General features: G+C 72.3%; 16 protein-coding genes. 9 read left to right on the top strand and 7 right to left on the bottom strand.

From position 1 onward, the window contains the following. Positions 1-22: 22 nt before the first annotated feature. Positions 23-370: a hypothetical protein gene (locus ACLBYB_RS08490; protein ID WP_042672904.1), complete on the top strand. Its 348-nt coding sequence runs from the start codon at positions 23-25 to the stop codon at positions 368-370. 62 nt (positions 371-432) lie between these two features. Here the strand turns inward: ACLBYB_RS08490 and ACLBYB_RS08485 are convergent, their stop codons facing one another. Further along, positions 433-945, bottom strand: coding sequence for a CreA family protein (locus tag ACLBYB_RS08485; RefSeq protein WP_020092910.1), 513 nt, complete (start codon positions 943-945; stop codon positions 433-435). A 160-nt stretch (positions 946-1105) separates the two neighbouring features. Here ACLBYB_RS08485 and ACLBYB_RS08480 point away from each other — a divergent pair, with 160 nt between their 5' ends. From ACLBYB_RS08480 to ACLBYB_RS08465, 4 genes are all read left to right on the top strand, one after another. Beyond that, entirely contained in the window at positions 1106-2197 is a 1092-nt protein-coding gene (locus tag ACLBYB_RS08480; RefSeq protein WP_447698487.1) for a DUF2865 domain-containing protein, read from the top strand. A gap of 79 nt (positions 2198-2276) precedes the next feature. Further along, positions 2277-4418 carry an OmpA family protein gene (locus tag ACLBYB_RS08475; RefSeq protein WP_447698486.1) on the top strand — a complete coding sequence of 714 codons (2142 nt, stop codon included), beginning with the start codon at positions 2277-2279 and terminating at the stop codon, positions 4416-4418. 106 nt (positions 4419-4524) lie between these two features. Then, entirely contained in the window at positions 4525-5733 is a 1209-nt protein-coding gene (locus ACLBYB_RS08470; protein WP_091925134.1) for an MFS transporter, read from the top strand. A 16-nt stretch (positions 5734-5749) separates the two neighbouring features. Beyond that, positions 5750-6526 carry a class I SAM-dependent methyltransferase gene (locus ACLBYB_RS08465; RefSeq protein WP_447698485.1) on the top strand — a complete coding sequence of 259 codons (777 nt, stop codon included), beginning with the start codon at positions 5750-5752 and terminating at the stop codon, positions 6524-6526. 4 nt (positions 6527-6530) lie between these two features. On the opposite strand, the gene ACLBYB_RS08460 is transcribed toward ACLBYB_RS08465, so the two are convergent. Next, a complete protein-coding gene (locus tag ACLBYB_RS08460; RefSeq protein ID WP_447698484.1) occupies positions 6531-7871 on the bottom strand; it encodes a glutamate--tRNA ligase in 1341 nt (446 codons plus the stop codon). A gap of 147 nt (positions 7872-8018) precedes the next feature. On the opposite strand from ACLBYB_RS08460, the gene ACLBYB_RS08455 reads away from it, so the two are divergent. After that, complete coding sequence (locus ACLBYB_RS08455) at positions 8019-9296, top strand: NAD(P)/FAD-dependent oxidoreductase (protein ID WP_447698483.1); 1278 nt, start codon at positions 8019-8021, stop codon at positions 9294-9296. A 12-nt stretch (positions 9297-9308) separates the two neighbouring features. Here the strand turns inward: ACLBYB_RS08455 and ACLBYB_RS08450 are convergent, their stop codons facing one another. Beyond that, on the bottom strand, positions 9309-9779 hold the full coding sequence (locus ACLBYB_RS08450) for a hypothetical protein (protein ID WP_091678920.1): 471 nt from the start codon (positions 9777-9779) through the stop codon (positions 9309-9311). Further along, on the bottom strand, positions 9776-10186 hold the full coding sequence (locus ACLBYB_RS08445) for a hypothetical protein (protein ID WP_354454870.1): 411 nt from the start codon (positions 10184-10186) through the stop codon (positions 9776-9778). Before ACLBYB_RS08445 ends, ACLBYB_RS08450 begins: the two co-directional genes overlap by 4 nt. Before the next feature lie 237 nt (positions 10187-10423). Between ACLBYB_RS08445 and ACLBYB_RS08440 the strand changes: the two genes are divergently transcribed. Genes ACLBYB_RS08440 through ACLBYB_RS08430 form a run of 3 tightly spaced genes read left to right on the top strand, consistent with a single transcriptional unit; the run spans position 10424 to position 13357 of the window. Continuing rightward, a complete protein-coding gene (locus ACLBYB_RS08440) occupies positions 10424-11035 on the top strand; it encodes a TadE/TadG family type IV pilus assembly protein (RefSeq protein WP_244603177.1) in 612 nt (203 codons plus the stop codon). Beyond that, positions 11014-11679 carry a TadE/TadG family type IV pilus assembly protein gene (locus ACLBYB_RS08435; RefSeq protein ID WP_100250747.1) on the top strand — a complete coding sequence of 222 codons (666 nt, stop codon included), beginning with the start codon at positions 11014-11016 and terminating at the stop codon, positions 11677-11679. The genes ACLBYB_RS08440 and ACLBYB_RS08435 overlap by 22 nt, the downstream gene beginning before the upstream one ends. Continuing rightward, on the top strand, positions 11651-13357 hold the full coding sequence (locus tag ACLBYB_RS08430) for a pilus assembly protein TadG-related protein (protein WP_354454873.1): 1707 nt from the start codon (positions 11651-11653) through the stop codon (positions 13355-13357). The genes ACLBYB_RS08435 and ACLBYB_RS08430 overlap by 29 nt, the downstream gene beginning before the upstream one ends. 47 nt (positions 13358-13404) lie before the next feature. Here the strand turns inward: ACLBYB_RS08430 and dksA are convergent, their stop codons facing one another. The 3 genes from dksA to ACLBYB_RS08415 form a co-directional block, all read right to left on the bottom strand. Beyond that, positions 13405-13824, bottom strand: coding sequence for an RNA polymerase-binding protein DksA (dksA, locus tag ACLBYB_RS08425; protein ID WP_132366079.1), 420 nt, complete (start codon positions 13822-13824; stop codon positions 13405-13407). A 182-nt stretch (positions 13825-14006) separates the two neighbouring features. Then, positions 14007-15014, bottom strand: coding sequence for a hypothetical protein (locus tag ACLBYB_RS08420; RefSeq protein WP_447698482.1), 1008 nt, complete (start codon positions 15012-15014; stop codon positions 14007-14009). 2 nt (positions 15015-15016) lie between these two features. After that, a complete protein-coding gene (locus ACLBYB_RS08415; RefSeq protein ID WP_447698481.1) occupies positions 15017-16390 on the bottom strand; it encodes an MBOAT family O-acyltransferase in 1374 nt (457 codons plus the stop codon). Between the last annotated feature and the right edge of the window lie 91 nt (positions 16391-16481).

Here is a 16481-nt window from a genome sequence, read left to right as displayed (position 1 = left end):
ATCCTGTGCCCAAGGACAATCCATGCGACGCTCGGCCGTTGGTTCCCTCGCTCTCGCCACCGTTCTCGCCTGCGCGGGCCTGACCCACGCCGCGCTGGCCGGCACCGACGGCGAGACGCCCGCGAAGGCGCCGGCCCGTGTCGAGAAGACCTTCCTGATCCCGTCGAGCGACGGCTACGGCGTCGGCGAGTGCCTGACGACGCCGGGCAGCGCCTGCGGCCAGGTGGTCGCCAACGCGTGGTGCGAGGCCCAGGGCTACGCCGCGGCGAACTCCTACGGCGTCGCCGCCGCCGACGAGTATACCGGCGCGATCAGCCAACCGGTCCCGGCGCCGTCCGAGCGCCCGATCCGGATCACCTGCCAGGATTGAGCCGGCCGCGGACGGCCCGTCGCCGGGCCGCCGCGCGGAAAGCTCACGTCACCGGGCGCCGCTCACTTCATGAAGTCAGCGCATTTCTGCGCCGGTTCGGTGCCCCAGGGTGCCAGCGGCACCGCCGAGGTCGAGTTCTTCGGCGAGCCCTGAATGACCTTGTCCGAGTAGACCATATAGATCAGCGTGTTGCGCTTCGCGTCGCAGCCGCGGACGATCTGCATCGACTTGAAGATCAGCGACCGGCGCTCGCTGAACACCACCTCGCCCTGGCTGAGCTTGCCCTTGAAGGCGATCGGCCCGGTCTGCCGGCAGGCCAGCGAGATGTCCGAGACATCCTCGGCCAGGCCCAGCGTACCCTTGATCCCGCCCTTCTCGGGCTGGGTGTACCAGCACGACACGCCCGAGACCGCCGGATCGTCGACGCCGTAGACCACGAGCTTGTCGTTGGGCGTCAGCGGGCGCCAGACCGTCGACTTGTCGAAGATCCGGTCCGGCTCCTGCGCCGCGGCCGGACCGGCCGCTGCCAGGCCCAGTGCGAGAAGCCCAACATAGGTGAGACTCCGAAACAACATCGCCGGTCAATTCCCCCTCACGCTTGCGGGCCGGATGTAGGAGGGGTGTCGCGGTCTTGCGAGGGGGCGTAGAATGGCCCCGCTTCCGTCCCGAAGCGCGGATGCGCGCGGGCTCCGGATACTCCGGATCGCCGCGCACCCGATCAACGCGATGCAGCCTATGCCTCACCGCCCGATCGTCCGTACGCTCGGCCGCCTCATCCTGAGCGCGGCCATAGCCCTCGGACTGTCCTCTCCGCTCGCCATCTCCGCCAGCGCGCAGGAGGCCGCGCCAGCCCCGGCGCCCGCCGAGGCGCGGCCGGCGCCGCAGCTGCCGTCGCCGCAGTGCCGGCGCTACCGGGCGGAGCTGGCCTCGCTCCAGAGCGGCGCCAGCACGACGCGCGCGCTCAACGACGAGATCGGTCGGCTCGAAGCCTATTTCCGCGGCCTGAACTGCGAGGGCGGCAAGTTCCTGTTCTTCGACACCCGGCCGCCCCAGTGCGGCGCGGTGGAGCAGCGCATCCGCGCGCTCAAGGCCACCTACGGCGGCGCCGTGATCGACGACAGCGGCGCCCGGAAGCGCGAGCTCCAGGGGCTGGTCGCCTCCACCTGCCCGCCGCGCGAGGCCTATGCCGGCTCCGGTGAGGCCTACGGCCGGGGCGGCCCGCAGATGGTCTGCGTGCGGACCTGCGACGGCGGCTACTTCCCGATGAAGAACCTGCCAGAGGGCCGCGGCGGCGCCGACGAGATGTGTCAGGCGCTCTGCCCGGGGACCGAGGCGCAGGCCTATTCCATGCCGTACGGCGACGACGCCCTGAAGCACGCCGCCACGGTGAAGGGCAGCCGCGCCTACACAAACCTCGCCAACGCCTTCAAATTCCGCAAGGAATTCGTGCCGAACTGCTCCTGCAAGCCGGAGGGCAAGTCCTGGGCGCAGTCTCTGGTGAAGGCCGAGAGCATGCTGGTCCGGCACAAGGGCGACATCTTCGTCACGCCGATGCAGGCCGAGGCCCTGTCCCGGCCGAAGGTGCGCCTGACCCTCGTCGGCCGGGCCGACCGGACCGCGGCGGAGCTCGCCGCCGACGCCGCCGGCCGCGCGGGCGTCGACACGAAGGGAAGCGCGGGACCCGGCCGCGACGATGCGGCGAAGGTCCAGCCTGCCGCGGCCGACGGCACGAAGGCCGCGGAGGCCGCGGAGGCCAAGCCGGATCACGTTGCCGTGCGCATCATCGCGCCCGACGTCATCGCGGTGCCCCAGCGCCTCACCCCCTGAGACCGGTTTCGCGCCGACGGGCGCGGAACCATACGCGACGTCCGGTGTTCGGCTCGGCCTGAACCGACACGAGACCGCGATGCGCCTGCTCCGCCTGATCCTCCTCACCGGCACGGTGCTGCCGGGCCTGACGCTCGTGCAGCTCGCAGACGCCGCGCCGGGCCGGATCCAGGTGGCGCAGGGCGGACCGGAGGAGCGCGGCCCCCGCGGCGGCGAATCCCCACACGGCGGCCCGCGCCCCGAGCGGCCGCCGCAGGAGCGTCCCGGCCCGCCGCCGGGCCCACCGGCCGCGCGCGAGCGGCCCGAACCCCGGCCGGAGCGGGCGCCGCCGCCCCCGCGCGAGCGGCCCGAACTGCCCGCCCAGCGCCAGCCGCAGGCCGAACCGCCTCCGCGGGAGCGCGCGCCCGAGCGCCGGCCGGAGCCGCCGGCGGCCCGTCCCCCGGCGCCGGACCGGCAGGACCGCCAACCGGAGCGGCAGCAGGACCGGCAGCAAGACAGGCGGGATCAGCAGCCGGACCGTCCGGACCGCGGGCCACAGGATCGGCCCGGCCCGGGGCGGTCCGAGCGTCAGCAGGCGCCGGATCGCGATCAGGCTCCGCCGCCCCAGGGGCGGCCCGCGCCGGAGCGTCCGCCGGCCCCGCCGCAGCAGCGCCAGGCGCCCGACCGGGATCGCCCCGGTCCCGACGACCAGCCGAACCGTCCCGCGCAGCGCGACGCGGCCCCCGACCGGTCCGCGCCGGATCGCGGACCGCCGGGTCAGCGTCCGGGCGGTCCGGGTGCGCCCGGCGACCGGTCTCAGCCGCCGAACGCGCCCCCCGGCGCACCCGGTCGGCCGGCCCAGCGCCCAGACGCGCAGCCCGATAACCGCCAGCCCGAGAATCGCGCTCAGCCGAATGGCGGTCCCGGCGCCGAGCCCGGCCGGCCGCAGGCGCCCAACGCCGCTCCGGGCGTTCCGGGACGGCCGTTCCAGCCGCAGGGAGCCCAGCCCGAGGGACGGGCGCCGGCCCAGCCCAACGGTGCTCCCGGCGCCGAGCCCGGACGGCCGGTGCCGCCCAACATGGCCCCCGGGATTCCGGGACGGCCGTTCGTGCCGCCGGGCCAGGCGCCCGCCCCCGGACAGGCCCCGCCGCCCGGCGGCCCGCAGCCCGGGACGGCGCCGGCACAGCCGGGACAGCCGGGACAGCCGCCCGCGGGCGGCCCGGGCCGTCCGGCCGACCCGAACGCCTTCAACCGGCCGGGACAGCCCGGCTACGTCCCCGGCGGTTTCCGCCAGAACGACGGCGTGCGCGACTTCGATCAGGTCCGCACAGACCGGCGCGAGTTCCGGGAGGATGGCCGGACCTATTACCGGGAGCCGGGCCGCATCATCGTGCAGGACCGCGACGGCTACCTGATCCGCCACGACGAGAACGAGCGCTTCCGCACCCTCGACCCGCGCGGCTACCGGTTCGAGCGGCAGGGTGCGGACTTCTACAGCTACGTCGACCGGCCCGGCGGCGAGCAGATCGTCACCGTCACGAACGACGACGGTCGGATGCTGCGCCGCTACCTCCGCTACCGCGACGGCCGCGAGCTCGTCCTGATCGACAACAGCTACGCCGGCCCGCTCCGCCCGATCTACGAGGACGTTGTGGTGCTGCCGCCGCCGGAGATCCGCATCCCGCGGGACCGCTACATCGTGGATTACGCCCAGGCCGACGAGGCGGAGGTCTACGAGGCGCTGACGGCGCCCCCCGTGGTGCAGGTCGACCGCCGGTACACGCTGGACCAGATCCGATACAGCCCGGACCTGCGCGCCCGCCTTCGCTCGGTCGATATCAACACGATCACCTTCGACACCGGCTCGTTCACCGTCACGCCCGATCAGGCAGCCAAGCTGTCGGTGATCGCCGGCGCGATGAACCGCGCCATCCAGGCCAACCCGCGGGAGGTGTTCCTGATCGAGGGCTTCACCGACGCCGTCGGCTCCGCGCTCGACAACCTGTCGCTGTCGGACCGGCGCGCCCAGTCGGTGGCGACCGTGCTGACCGAGCAGTTCCGCGTGCCGCCGGAGAACCTGACCACCCAGGGCTACGGCGAGCAGTACCTGAAAGTGAACACGCAGGGCCCGTCGCGGGAGAACCGCCGCGTCGTCGTCCAGCGGATCACGCCGCTGCTGCAGCAGGGGCAAGGTCAGGGGCAGGGCCAGGCAGCGCCTCCGCCGCCTCCGCCGCCGCGCTAGGGCGGCCGCCGCGCGGGCCTGTCCCGCGCGGCAGTTGACCGTGCGGCAGTTGACCGTGCGGCCACAGCGCCTCTCCACCGGTTGAGGACAGCGGCGCGGGACGGTCATGAACAGCGAGGCGGAGGACGGGCTCATCCGGTCGGGCACACCGGTCTTCCGCCGCACGGCTCTGGCCCTGGCGGCGGCCGGCTTCTCGACCTTCGCGGTGCTCTACGCGGTCCAGCCGCTCCTGCCGATCTACGCGGAGGATTTCGGCGTCTCGCCGGCTGCGAGCAGCCTCGCCCTGTCGCTGCCCTGCGGGCTGCTGGCGGTGGCGCTGCTCGTCGTCAGCCCGCTCTCGGAGATCTGGGGGCGCAAGCCGGTGATGCTGGCCTCGCTGGTCGCCTCGGCGGTGCTCACGGTCGTGGCCGCCCTGGTCCCCGGCTGGTACGGCTTCCTGGCGCTGCGCGCGCTCACCGGGCTGACGGCCAGCGGACTCCCGGCCGTCGCCATGGCCTATCTCGCCGAGGAGATGGACGCCAAGGCCATCGGCCTGTCGATGGGCCTGCTCGTCGGCGGCAACGCGCTGGGCGGCATGTCGGGCCGCCTGATCAGCGGCGTGATGGCGGACTTTGTCAGCTGGCGCGCCGGGCTCGCGGTGATCGGCGGCCTCGCGCTCGCCGCCGCGCTGGCGTTCTGGCGCTGGCTGCCGCCCTCGCGCCGCTTCGTGCCGCGCCGGCTGGCCTGGGCGGAAGTCCCGGGCAGCTTCGCCCACCATTTCCGCGACGCCGGCCTGCCCTGGCTCTTCGCCGAGGCGTTCCTGCTGATGGGCGGCTTCGTCTGCATCTACAATTACATCGGCTTCCGCCTGCTGGACCCGCCCTACGCGCTGAGCCAGGCGGTGATCGGGATGATCTTCTCGGTCTACCTCGCCGGTATGGTCAGCAGCCCTGTCACCGGCGAGCTGGCGAGCCGCTTCGGCCGCCGCCGTGTCCTCTGGGTCGCCACCGCCGTCGGCCTGGCCGGCATCGTGATGACGCTCTCGGACCGCCTGCTGCTGATCCTGGCCGGCATCGTAGTGACGACGGTAGGCTTCTTCGGCGCCCACGCGGTCGCGAGCAGCTGGGTCGGGCGGCGGGCGCTGCGCGACAGGGCCCAGGCCTCGGCGATCTATCTCGGCCTCTACTATCTGGGCTCGTCGGTCCTCGGGACCGCGGGCGGCTGGTTCTTCGCCCATTCCGGGTGGAACGGCGTGGTGCTGTTCGTGGGCGGGCTGTACGGTCTGGCGCTGATGATTGCCCTGCGGCTGTCCCGCCTGAAGCCGCTCGCGACCTGATCCGGGAGATCCGCCGATGAACGCCCGCAGCCACGCCCGACACGTCGTCGACCAGTTCGGCGCGCAGGCCTCCGCCTACGTGACCAGCGCCGTGCACGCCGCCGGCGCCGATCTCGACCGGATCGGCGAGCGGGTCCGCGCGCGACCGGGCCTGCGGGTGCTCGACCTCGGCTGCGGCGGCGGGCACGTCGCCTTCGCGGCGGCCGCCGCTGGCGCCGCCGTCACGGCCTACGACCTGTCGGCCGACATGCTGGCGGCCGTATCAGCCGAGGCGGCCCGGCGGGGGCTCGACCGGATCGAGACCCGGCAGGGCGGCGCCGAGGCCCTGCCCTTCCCCGACGCGAGCTTCGACGCCGTCCTGACCCGCTACAGCGCCCACCACTGGCGCGACGTGCCGGCGGCCCTGGCGGAAGCGCGACGAGTGCTGCGGGCGGACGGGTTCCTCATCGTCAGCGACATCGTCGCGCCCGAGGATCCGCTGCTGGACACGCACCTACAGGCGCTGGAGCTGCTGCGCGACCCCTCGCACGTGCGCGACTACCGGGTCTCGGAATGGCGGGCCCTGCTGGAGGCGGCCGGATTCGCGCCCGGCGACGCGACGCCGAGCCGGCCGCGCATGGAGTTCGCGAGCTGGATCGCCCGGATGCGGACGCCGGAGACCCACGTCGCAGCGATCCGGGCGCTGCAGGTCACCGCGCCCGCGGAAGTCGCGGCGCATTTCGCCATCGAGGCCAACGGCAGCTTCCTGCTCGACGCCGCGCTGATCGAGGCGCGCCCGAAGCCCGGCCGCTGATCGCTCAGGCGGCCGCGCCGGAGAGCCGGCGCGCCGCCCGCTCCCGCCCGATCAGCGGCAGCAGGCCGGCGAGGTCCGGCCCGTGCTCCAGGCCGGTGAGGGCGAGCCGGAGCGGCATGAACAGGCCGCGGCCCTTGGCCCCGGTGCGGGTCCGGATCTCGGTCGTCCACGCCTTCCAGGTCTCCGGGCCGAACGGCTCGGGCGGCAGGGTCTCGCGGGCGGCCGCGATCACGGCGGGCTCGGTGAGCACCGGCTCGACGGGACCGGCCACGACCCGCCACCAGTCGGCCGCCTCCGCGACGCGCCCGAGATTGGCCCGCACCGCGAGCCAGAAGGCCTCTGCCCGGTCCTCTGGGATCCCCAGAGCCGCGAGGCGCGCGGCCGCCTCCGCGTACGGCATGGCGTGGACCAAGCGGGCGTTGAGGCCGTCGAGCTCCGCCGGGTCGAACCGGGCCGGCGCCCGCGAGATCTCGCCGAGATCGACGAGGCCCGCGAGGGTGTCGAGGTCTGGCACCGCCCGCACCGATTCGGCCGAGCCGGTGAGCACCGCCAGCGAGCGCACCGCCGCGGGCTCGTAGCCGGCCTCGCGCAGGCCGCGCAGCGACAGGTGGCCGAGGCGCTTCGACAGCCCCTCCCCGTCGGCCGTCGTCAGCAGGTTGTGGTGGCCGAAGACCGGGACGGGCGCGCCCAGGGCCTCGAAGATCTGCACCTGCACGCCGGTGTTGGTGACGTGGTCCTCGCCGCGGATGACGTGGGTGATCCCGAGACCGGCGTCGTCCACCACCGACGGCAGCGTGTAGAGGTAGCTGCCGTCGGCGCGGATCAGCACCGGGTCCGACAGGGACGCGCAGTCGACATGGGCGGGCCCGCGGACGAGGTCGTCCCAGCCGACGGTGCGCGCCTCGAGCAGGAACCGCCAGTGCGGCCGGCGGCCCTCGGCCTCCAGCGCCGCCCGCTCCTCGGCGGTCAGCCGCAGCGCCGCCCGGTCGTAGATCGGCGGCTGGCCACGGCCGAGCTGACGCCTGCGGCGGCGCTCCAGCTCCTCCGGCGTCTCGTAGCAGGGGTAGAGCCTTCCCGCTGCGCGCAGGCGGTCGGCGGCGGCGTCGTGCTGCGCCGTGCGGTCGCTCTGCCGGGCGAACAGGTCGGGCAGGATGCCGAGCCACGCGAGATCCTCGCCGATCGCCTCGGCGAAGGCCTCCGTCGAGCGCTCCGCGTCGGTGTCGTCGAGGCGCAGCAGGAAGCGGCCGCCGGCCCGGCGGGCGAACAGGGCGTTGAGCAGGGCCGGCCGGGCGTTGCCGATATGGAGATACCCGGTCGGCGAGGGTGCGAAGCGGACGAGAGTCATGGCCCGCTCTCTAGCCGATCTGCGCGGGAATGTGCGCGGGACTTCGCGATCACACCGGCCCGATGCGCCGCCCCGCGGCGCCCGCTACCCAGGACGCGGGAAACCCGGCAGAAGGGCGCGCGTGGTGCGGTGCAGGATGTGAGCGGCATGGCGACGGACGAGACGGCCGACATCGTGGTGGTCGGCGGCGGGATGGTCGGCCTCGCCAGCGCCATCGCGCTGAGGGACCGCGGGCTCGACGTGGTGCTGCTGGATCCCGGCGAGGCGCGGGCCCGGACCTCCTACGGCAATGCCGGCGTGGTCAGCCGCGGCTCGATCCTGCCGATGTCGAGCCCGGCCCTGTGGGGCAAGCTCCCGGCCTACCTGCGCAACGCCGATCGCGGCCTGCGGCTGCACTACGGGCATCTCCCGCGGATCGTGCCCTACACGGCGCACTTCCTCGCCGCCGCGCGCGCCTCGCGCTGGCGCCGCGCCGCGGAGGCGCTGCTGCCGCTGACCAGCGCCGCCTATCCGGCCCACGAGCGGCTGGCGGCCCGGGCCGGGACCGGCGACCGGCTACAGCGGACGGGTTGGATCAAGGCCTACCGCACCGAAGCGGCCTTCGCGTCCGCCGCCCTCGAGCGCGAGATCCTGGCCGGACACGGGGTCGCCTTCGACATCCTCGACACCGCGGCGCTGCGCGCGCTCGAGCCGGCGCTGGTGCGGCCCTACGCGCGGGCCATGCTGCTCACCGAGACGGGATCGGTCCGCGAGCCCGGCCGGCTCATCGAGGCGTGCGAGGCCCTGTTCACCGGTCTCGGCGGCCGCCGCCTGCGGGGCAGCGTCGCCCGGCTGGAGCCCCAGGCGGACGGCTGGCGCGTCGATCACGACGGCGGCGCGGTGCGGGGCCGACAGGTGATCCTCGCGGCCGGCGCCGCGTCCGGGGCGATCGCCCGGACCCTGGGCTACCGTTTCGCCGTTGCGGCCGAACGCGGCTACCACCGCCACTACGCCCTGCATCCGGACAGCGCGCCGCTGACCCGGCCGATCCTCGACACGGGCGCGGGGTCGATCCTGTCGCCGATGGGCGAGCACCGGGTCCGGGTCCTGTCCGGCGTCGAGCTCAACGCGCGCGCCGCCGCGCCCGACCACACCCAGATCGATGCGGCGTCCCGGGAGGCGGCCTCCACCCTTCGGCTCGGCGGCCCGCTGGACAACGCGCCGTGGCTCGGCTCCCGGCCGTCGACCCCCGACGGGATGCCGGTGATCGGCCGCGCCCCCCGGCACGACGGCCTGCTCTTCGCCTTCGGCCACGGCCATATCGGCCTGTCCACCGGCCCGATCACCGGCGAAATCGTCGCCGACCTCGCCACCGGCCGGGAACCGGCCGTGCCGGTCGCGGCCTTCGCGCCGGAGCGGCTCCTGCGCTGGCCGCGGCTGCTCTGAGAGCCGCCTCCCTCAGCGCCAGTCGTAGGGGTTGTAGGGCTCGAGCGCGGCCTCGACCTTCCGCAGGACGTCCGGCTGGCGCTGGAGGTCGGTCTCCCGGGCGAGTGCCCGGAGGAAGGCCTGCGGGCCGTGCTCCAGGTCGCGCGTCAGCCCATTGTAGCGGTCGGCCGGCTCGACATGGGCGGGATTGACCGCGACGCGGTAAGCGAGGCCGCAGGTCGGCGGGTCGATCCCGAGGCGATAGCAGATCCGCACCCGGGCGAAGGGGACGTCCGGGCGGTAATCGACCCGGTAGCCGCCGAGACGGAAGGCGCCGCCGGTCGCGCGCTCGGCATAGGCCAGCGTCCGCGCCACCGTGGTGAAGCCGGCGGTGCGCCGGTCGCGCACGAGGTCAATCGCCGCCCGTTCCGTGGGCACGAAGGATTGCGCGCAGGCCGGGCCGGACACCAGCGCGACCAAGAGTGCGGGGACGGCGAGTCTCATGGCTTCTTCATGCAGACCGCGACGGGCTGGGCATCCTTGGCGGCCTTGGCGGTCATGTCGAGGCAGCCGACCGTGGACACGCCGTCCGTGACGGTCACCGACGGCACAACCGCCATGCCTCGGCAGTAAGCGCCAATCAATTCCTCGTCACGGCGGCACGCCACGTCGAGGCGCACCTGGCTGTTCAGGGACGGTCCCGGTGGCCCGGCTGGTCCGGCCGGGCCCGGGTCGCCCGCGGGGCCGCGGGCGCCGGTGGCGCCGTTCACCCCCGCCGGCCCGGCCGGCCCCGCCGGTCCCCGATCACCCTTCGCCCCTGGAGGTCCGGCCGGTCCGGGCTTCGTGGCATCGCAGGCGGCGAGCGCGAGCGCCACCGCGCCGACCACGAGCGCGATCAGGGGGGATCTCATGGGGTTCTCCGGCAGGCCTGCGCGCGGGGAACTGGCGCGCGCAGGCGGTGCGTCAACAGCGCGTCGCCGACACGACGGCGCTATTACAACCAAAAGTAGCGGCTGTTTGATAACCCTGGTCTAGTCGATCGGATTAAGAGTTTCGCAAAAGCTTGGCGTCACATCGGATGAGATGGCTACTTCCGACTGATCTGCTCGCATATGAACAGCCGAGGACTTGTAGGAACGCAGGTCAGAGTGACGCCAGGTTGCCTCCTCGCGCGCCTCGGGCGCGACACCGGGGGCGCGGCCGCGGTGGAGTTCGCCCTGGTGGCCCTGCCCTTCCTGGCGCTGTGCGGCGCGATCATCCAGATCGTGTTCCAGATGTGGGCGACGCAGAATTTCGATCGCGCGCTCCAGAACGCGGTCCGGACGATCTTCACCGGCCAGTTCCAGCTCGACACCGCCGGCCAGACCAATCCGGCGACCGTGCTCGCGACCCTGAAGGCTAGGATGTGCGGATCGGCCGTCAGCCCCGTGCCCACCGTCTTCAACTGCCAGAACGTCAAGATCGACGTCGCGACCTCGAGCAGCTTCGCGAGCGCGACTGCGACCAAGCCGATCGACACCGCCACGGGCACGTGGAGCACGAGTTTCGGCTCCAACTACAAATGCGCTTCGCCCGGGACGATCGTGATCGTCACAGCGGCCGTGCCGTTCCCGACCTTCTTCAATCTGATGGGCCTCAATACGAAGCAGTTCACCAGCGGCTCCGCGGAGGGATCGAGCCTGCTGACCTCCACGGCGGTGTTCCGCACCGAGCCCTATCAGATCGTCGGAGCGAGCCCGTGCCCGTCCTCGCCGTCCTGACCCGGCGGGCGGCGCGGCTCCGGCACGACAGGCGCGGCGGCGCGGCCGTCGAGTTCGCCGTCATCCTGCCGATCCTGCTCGCGATCTGGGCGGGCATGACCGAGGTGACGCACGCCATCGACGAGTGGCGCAAGCTGACGCAGCTCGGCCGCACCGTGGCGGACCTGACGGCGCAGGGCGACACACAGAACCCGATCAGCACCACCGTGATGAACGACATCCTCGCCTCCGCCACGGCGGTGATGCGCCCGTTCGACACGTCGAAGGTCAAGATCGTGGTCAGCGCGATGGGCACCGACGCGAAGGACCCGAGCGGTCCTCCGGTGGTCTGCTCGAGCGTCGCCAACACCAACGGGACCGCGCGGAGCCCCGGCCCCGCGCCCAGCCTGACCGTGCCGGACGGCTACCGGATGCCGGGCATGCGCTACGTCCTGGCTGAGGTCAGCATCAGCTACACGCCGATGATCGGGAGCGCGCTGGTCAAGCTCGCCAAAGGCGTGAGCAACACGATCACGTTCACCAGCAGCGCGCCGTGGCCGACCCGCGGCGGCCAAGCCTACGGCACCAGCACCTACACGGAAGTCGTCCTGCCGGACGACAAACAATCGAACTGCGATGGCACGAAGATCGTCCGCAAAACCTGACGGCCGCCCCGAGCGGCGCCGCGATGTCCTGCGCGACCGCGGCGGCAACGTCGCCCTGCTGTTCGCGTTCCTCAGCGTGCCGATGGTGATGGTCGGCGGCGCGGCGATCGACTACGGCTTCGCCACGCGGCTGGAGACGAAGCTCCAGGCCGCGGCCGACGCCACGGCGCTGCTGCTCTGCCAGACACCGCTGACGACGTCCGAGACCGAACTCAACGCCCTGGCGCAGACGACGATGACCGGTGCCATGGGGGCGGCGAGCCTCGTGGTCGACCGGCTGGCCATCACCAGCAGCCCGCGCAAGATCACGCTGACCGCTCACAAGCAATCGACGACCTTCTTCGGCGGGCTGACCGGCACCCAGCGCATCAACCCGGGCGCCGTCTCGCAATGCGCCACGCCGCTGCCGAAGACTTTCGAGATCGCGCTCGTGCTCGACAACACGGGCTCGATGGCCGCCTCGAGCGGGGGACAGTCGAAGCTCCAGGCCGTCCAGACGGCCGCGACCGACTTCGTCAACTACGTCTACACCAGCCCGGCCTTCTCCAGCGCGACCAAGGTCGCGATCGTGCCCTTCGCCGCCGCCGTGGCGGTCGATCCGTCCGCCTACCGCTACGCGAGCTGGATCGATCAGAACGGCCTCTCCAGCTACCACTGGACGAACATCGTCCAGTCGAATCCGGCGCCGTTCAAGAACCGCTTCGACATTTTCGCGAAGCTGCAGGCGGCGAACCGGAACTGGGGATGGGCCGGCTGCCTCGAGGCGCTCCCCTACCCCTTCAACGTCCAGGACGGAGCGCCCACGACCAAGGATTCCTTCTACGTGCCGCTGCTCGCGCCCGACGAGCCGGGTGACGGCACCTCGGGCGGCGCGTCGTTCCCGGTCGGCGCCTCGCGGGCGACGGCCTACAGCTACAACAGCTACATCGACGACGAGACCGGCCCGACATGCCGGAACAGCAGCACCTACAACACCGCGCTCGGGCAGGCCTGCAAGTACATCACGCCCAAGGATGCGGCCTCCGGCGCCCCGCTCGGCATCCCGAACGGTCCGAATTTCGGGTGCACGACCCAGCCGCTCCAGAGGCTGACCAGCGACACGAACGCGTTGAAGACCCTTATCAGCAAGATGGCGCCGTCCGGATCGACGAACATCCACGAGGGTTTCATGTGGGGCTGGCGCACGCTCTCGCCCAACAGCGTCTTCGCGGACGGCCAACCCTACGCGTCGAGCGCGAACAGCTCGAACGCGACGACCATCAACAAGATCATCATCCTGATGACCGACGGCACGAACAGCTGGGGCACCAATTCCAGCGCGCCGACCGGCTCACTCTACTTCGCGGCCGGGTACTTCAAGAACGCCAACGGCACGACGCCGAATCCGCGCCTGACGACGGCATACCAGAACACCAATATCGCCGACAGCAATACGGCGCGGAAGGCGCTCGACGCGCTCACCGCCGAGGCATGCGCGAACACGAAGGCCGTCAATATCTCGATCTACACGATCGGCTTCAGCATCCCGACGGATCCGATCGATTCTGCCGGGCAGACGCTGTTGCGGAACTGCGCCTCGTCGCCGGACCAGTTCTACCTCGCCAACTCGTCCGATGACCTGATCAAGGCCTTCAAGTCGATCCAGGCCAGCATCGGCGCGCTGCGGCTGACTCAGTAGGCGCCGCGCCGGCGCTGCGCGGGATCCGGCGCGCGGGCCGGACCCGGTCAGTCGTCGCGGTAGACCCGCTCGCGGCGCTCGTGCCGCTCCTGCGCCTCGAGGGACAGAGTGGCGATCGGGCGCGCGTCGAGGCGGCGCAGGGAGATCGGCTCGCCGGTCTCCTCGCAGAAACCGTAGGACCCGTCCTCGATTCGGGCCAGCGCCGCGTCGATCTTGCCGGTGAGCTTGCGTTGGCGGTCCCGGGCCCGCAGCTCGATCGCCCGGTCCGTCTCGGAGGATGCGCGGTCGGCGAGGTCGGGGTGGTTCTCGTTCTCGCTCTGCAGCGCCACCAGCGTATCCTGCGCCTCGCGCAGGATGTCGTTCTTCCAGCTCATCAGCTTGCGCCGAAAATATTCGCGCTGCCGGTCGTTCATGAAGGGCTCGTCGTCGGACGGGACGTAGCCGTCCTCCAGCTGCACCTTCGCCATGCGTCACCCTCGCTGGATGGTAAACCGCCCACCAGGGGATGGCCGGTGTGCGGCGATAACGTGAGGTGCCGTATAGTCGAGGTGCCTCATCGCCACAACGCACACGGATGCAGGGGCTGTAACTGGCTGTCACTGCATCGCCGCGTGCGGCAAACAGGCCACGGTACAGATGTTTTACGCTGTCATCTGGTCCGCAACCGTACGATCGCTTCTGCGATCTCCGTGGTCAGGCTCCGAGCGATCGGCAGCCTGTAATGGGTCTGGTCGAAGAACTGGTCGGGATCGGCCGCCGCGGGGCGGCCGTCGCGCCAGTCGACCACCGTGCTGAGCGCGTGGGTCGCCAGCACGGTGCGTACCTCGGCCCGGCAGGCCGCCTCGGCCCGCGCCCGAGGGCTGCCGGGCGGCGGCTCGCCGCGGGCGTAGACCGGCGGGAACACCACCACGACCGGCGTCTCCGCCGGGATCCGGGTCAGCTCGGCGCGCAGGCGCGCCGCGATCGGGAACGGCCCGCCGTGCCGCGGCTCCGGCTCGGGCCCGACCGGCTTCTCCAGCGCCGCCTTCTTGGCAGGATCGACGCCGAAGCCCTGGCTCAGGTAGTTGCGCTCGTAATCCCACCAGCCGTCGGCCGCGGCGGTCTTGCTGCGCGGGTTCAGGAGCCAGCCGATGCGGTTGACCGTCTCCTGCGCGGCCGAGAAGCGGATCAGCCCGCGCAGGTAGGCGGGCCAGTCCCCCACGAGCCAGTAGGGAAAGCCGTGCTCGCTCGGGAAGGACGGGTCGTCCGCGCACCAGAACGCGTCGGCCGAGAGCACGATCGCGGCGGGGCGGGCGTGGTGCTGCAGGTACCATCCCAGCAGGGCGAACTGCTCGGACGGGCCGGTGGCCGGCACCGAGAGCTGGAGGAACGGGATGCCGGTGAGCCCGGTCAGTGCCGCCGGCTCGATGAGCTGGATGTGCGAGTTGCCGATCACCACGCCCGCATAGGCCGGATCGCGGCCGCGGACGGCCGAGGCCGTGCGGGGCCCCTGCGGCCGCACGGCCCCCCGGGACAGCAGCGTCGAGCGGCCGGTATCGTAGGGGTCGACCAGCACCGCGAGGGCCAAGTAGCCCGCGAAGAGGCCGACCATCGACAGGGCCAGGGCGCGGGCGAAGCCGCGCCAGTCCCTGTCGGTCGTGGGGGGTGCGGGCGCCATCCTCAGAACTGGAAGTAGATGAACTCGTAGTTCGCATCGTCGCCGATCTTCAGCAGGACGAGCACGAACAGCAGCGCGAAGCCGAAGGCGAGGAGGCGGCGCGGCGGCAGCCGGTGCACCGCGTTCCAGGCGGTGGGCCCGACCGTCGCGACCAGGGCGGCGATGGCGATGGTGCGCCACTTGAAGCCGGAGCCCCTCGGCGCGAGCCCGAAGAGTCCTTTGAAGATCGCGAGGGCCGCCTCGAAGCTCGTCGCGCGGAACAGAACCCAGGTCAGCACGACGAACAGGCTGGTGAGCGCCCAGCCCAGCGGCGCGGGGATCGCGATCCGGGCCCGGCGCGCCAGGACACCGGCCCCGAGGCCGATCCCGTGCAGCGCCCCCCAGGCGAGGAAGGTCAGGCCGGCCCCGTGCCAGAGGCCGCCGAGCGTCATCGTGGCGACGAGCGCCCCGACCTGCCGCGGCAGCCCGCGGCGGTTCCCGCCCATCGGGATGTAGAGGTAGTCGCGCAGGAAGCGCGACAGGGTCATGTGCCAGCGCCGCCAGAAGTCGCGGAGCGACGTGGCGCGGTAGGGCGCGTCGAAGTTCTGCGGCAGGACGAGGCCGAACAGCAGCGCGATGCCCAGCGCCATGTCGGTGTAGCCGGAGAAGTCGAAGTAGATCTGGAACGTGAAGCCGAGCGTCGCCTGCCACGCCTCGACCACCGTGACGGCCTTGCCGGCGGCGGCGGCCTGGAACACCGGGTTCACGTATTCCGCGAGCGGATCGCCGAGGAACACCTTCTTGGCGAGGCCGACGGTCAGCAGCATCAACCCGCGGGCGAAGCGCTCGGCGGCGTCGGGCCGCGCGTAGGGCGCCTCGTCGAACTGGTGCATGATCTCGCTCCAGCGCACGAGCGGGCCGGCGAGAACCTGCGGGAAGAACGCGATGTAGAGGGCGTATTTCACGAGCCCGAAGCCCGGCGCCCGGCCGGCCCGCAGGTCGGCGAGATACATGATGTGGTGGAAGGTGAAGAACGAGATGCCGAGCGGCAGGGCGAGGCCGAGCCGCTGCGCCTCCAGGCCGGGGATCAGGTTGGCGAGGTCGGCCGCGAAGTCGAGGTACTTGAACACGCCGAGCAGCGCGAGGTTGGCGGCGATCGCCGTCGGGATCAGCCAGCGGCCGGGCCACCGGCGGTAGGCGCGCGCCACGCACCAGTTCGCCAGGATCGAGCCGGCCAGCAGCGGCACGAACCGGACGTCCCACCAGCCATAGAACACGAAGGACAGGGCGACGAGGAGCGGCAGCCGCCACGCGGGCGCGGCGCGCGCCACCAGCCCGTGCAGGATCAGCGCGGCCGGCAGGAAGGCGAGGAGGAAGACGAAGGAGTTGAACAGCATCGGGCGAGGCGGCGCGGAGGAGCCCGGATGGGCCGCCGTTGTCTCCGAGCGGGAGGGACCGCCTTGTCGAGGATCAAGGCCGGCCCGTCAA

The sequence above is a fragment of the Methylobacterium sp. D54C genome (genome assembly GCF_053345595.1).
The sequence above is the reverse complement of the archived record's forward strand: the minus strand, read 5'-3'. Positions and strand labels throughout refer to the sequence as shown.

What these genes read in the sequence shown, in the direction of transcription:
- ACLBYB_RS08490 (WP_042672904.1), top strand. Translation starts at nt 23, where the DNA reads ATGCGACGCTCGGCCGTTGGTTCCCTCGCTCTCGCCACCGTTCTCGCC.
- ACLBYB_RS08485 (WP_020092910.1), bottom strand. Translation starts at nt 945, where the DNA reads ATGTTGTTTCGGAGTCTCACCTATGTTGGGCTTCTCGCACTGGGCCTG.
- ACLBYB_RS08480 (WP_447698487.1), top strand. Translation starts at nt 1,106, where the DNA reads ATGCCTCACCGCCCGATCGTCCGTACGCTCGGCCGCCTCATCCTGAGC.
- ACLBYB_RS08475 (WP_447698486.1), top strand. Translation starts at nt 2,277, where the DNA reads ATGCGCCTGCTCCGCCTGATCCTCCTCACCGGCACGGTGCTGCCGGGC.
- ACLBYB_RS08470 (WP_091925134.1), top strand. Translation starts at nt 4,525, where the DNA reads ATGAACAGCGAGGCGGAGGACGGGCTCATCCGGTCGGGCACACCGGTC.
- ACLBYB_RS08465 (WP_447698485.1), top strand. Translation starts at nt 5,750, where the DNA reads ATGAACGCCCGCAGCCACGCCCGACACGTCGTCGACCAGTTCGGCGCG.
- ACLBYB_RS08460 (WP_447698484.1), bottom strand. Translation starts at nt 7,871, where the DNA reads ATGACTCTCGTCCGCTTCGCACCCTCGCCGACCGGGTATCTCCATATC.
- ACLBYB_RS08455 (WP_447698483.1), top strand. Translation starts at nt 8,019, where the DNA reads ATGGCGACGGACGAGACGGCCGACATCGTGGTGGTCGGCGGCGGGATG.
- ACLBYB_RS08450 (WP_091678920.1), bottom strand. Translation starts at nt 9,779, where the DNA reads ATGAGACTCGCCGTCCCCGCACTCTTGGTCGCGCTGGTGTCCGGCCCG.
- ACLBYB_RS08445 (WP_354454870.1), bottom strand. Translation starts at nt 10,186, where the DNA reads ATGAGATCCCCCCTGATCGCGCTCGTGGTCGGCGCGGTGGCGCTCGCG.
- ACLBYB_RS08430 (WP_354454873.1), top strand. Translation starts at nt 11,651, where the DNA reads ATGGCACGAAGATCGTCCGCAAAACCTGACGGCCGCCCCGAGCGGCGC.
- dksA (WP_132366079.1), bottom strand. Translation starts at nt 13,824, where the DNA reads ATGGCGAAGGTGCAGCTGGAGGACGGCTACGTCCCGTCCGACGACGAG.
- ACLBYB_RS08420 (WP_447698482.1), bottom strand. Translation starts at nt 15,014, where the DNA reads ATGGCGCCCGCACCCCCCACGACCGACAGGGACTGGCGCGGCTTCGCC.
- ACLBYB_RS08415 (WP_447698481.1), bottom strand. Translation starts at nt 16,390, where the DNA reads ATGCTGTTCAACTCCTTCGTCTTCCTCCTCGCCTTCCTGCCGGCCGCG.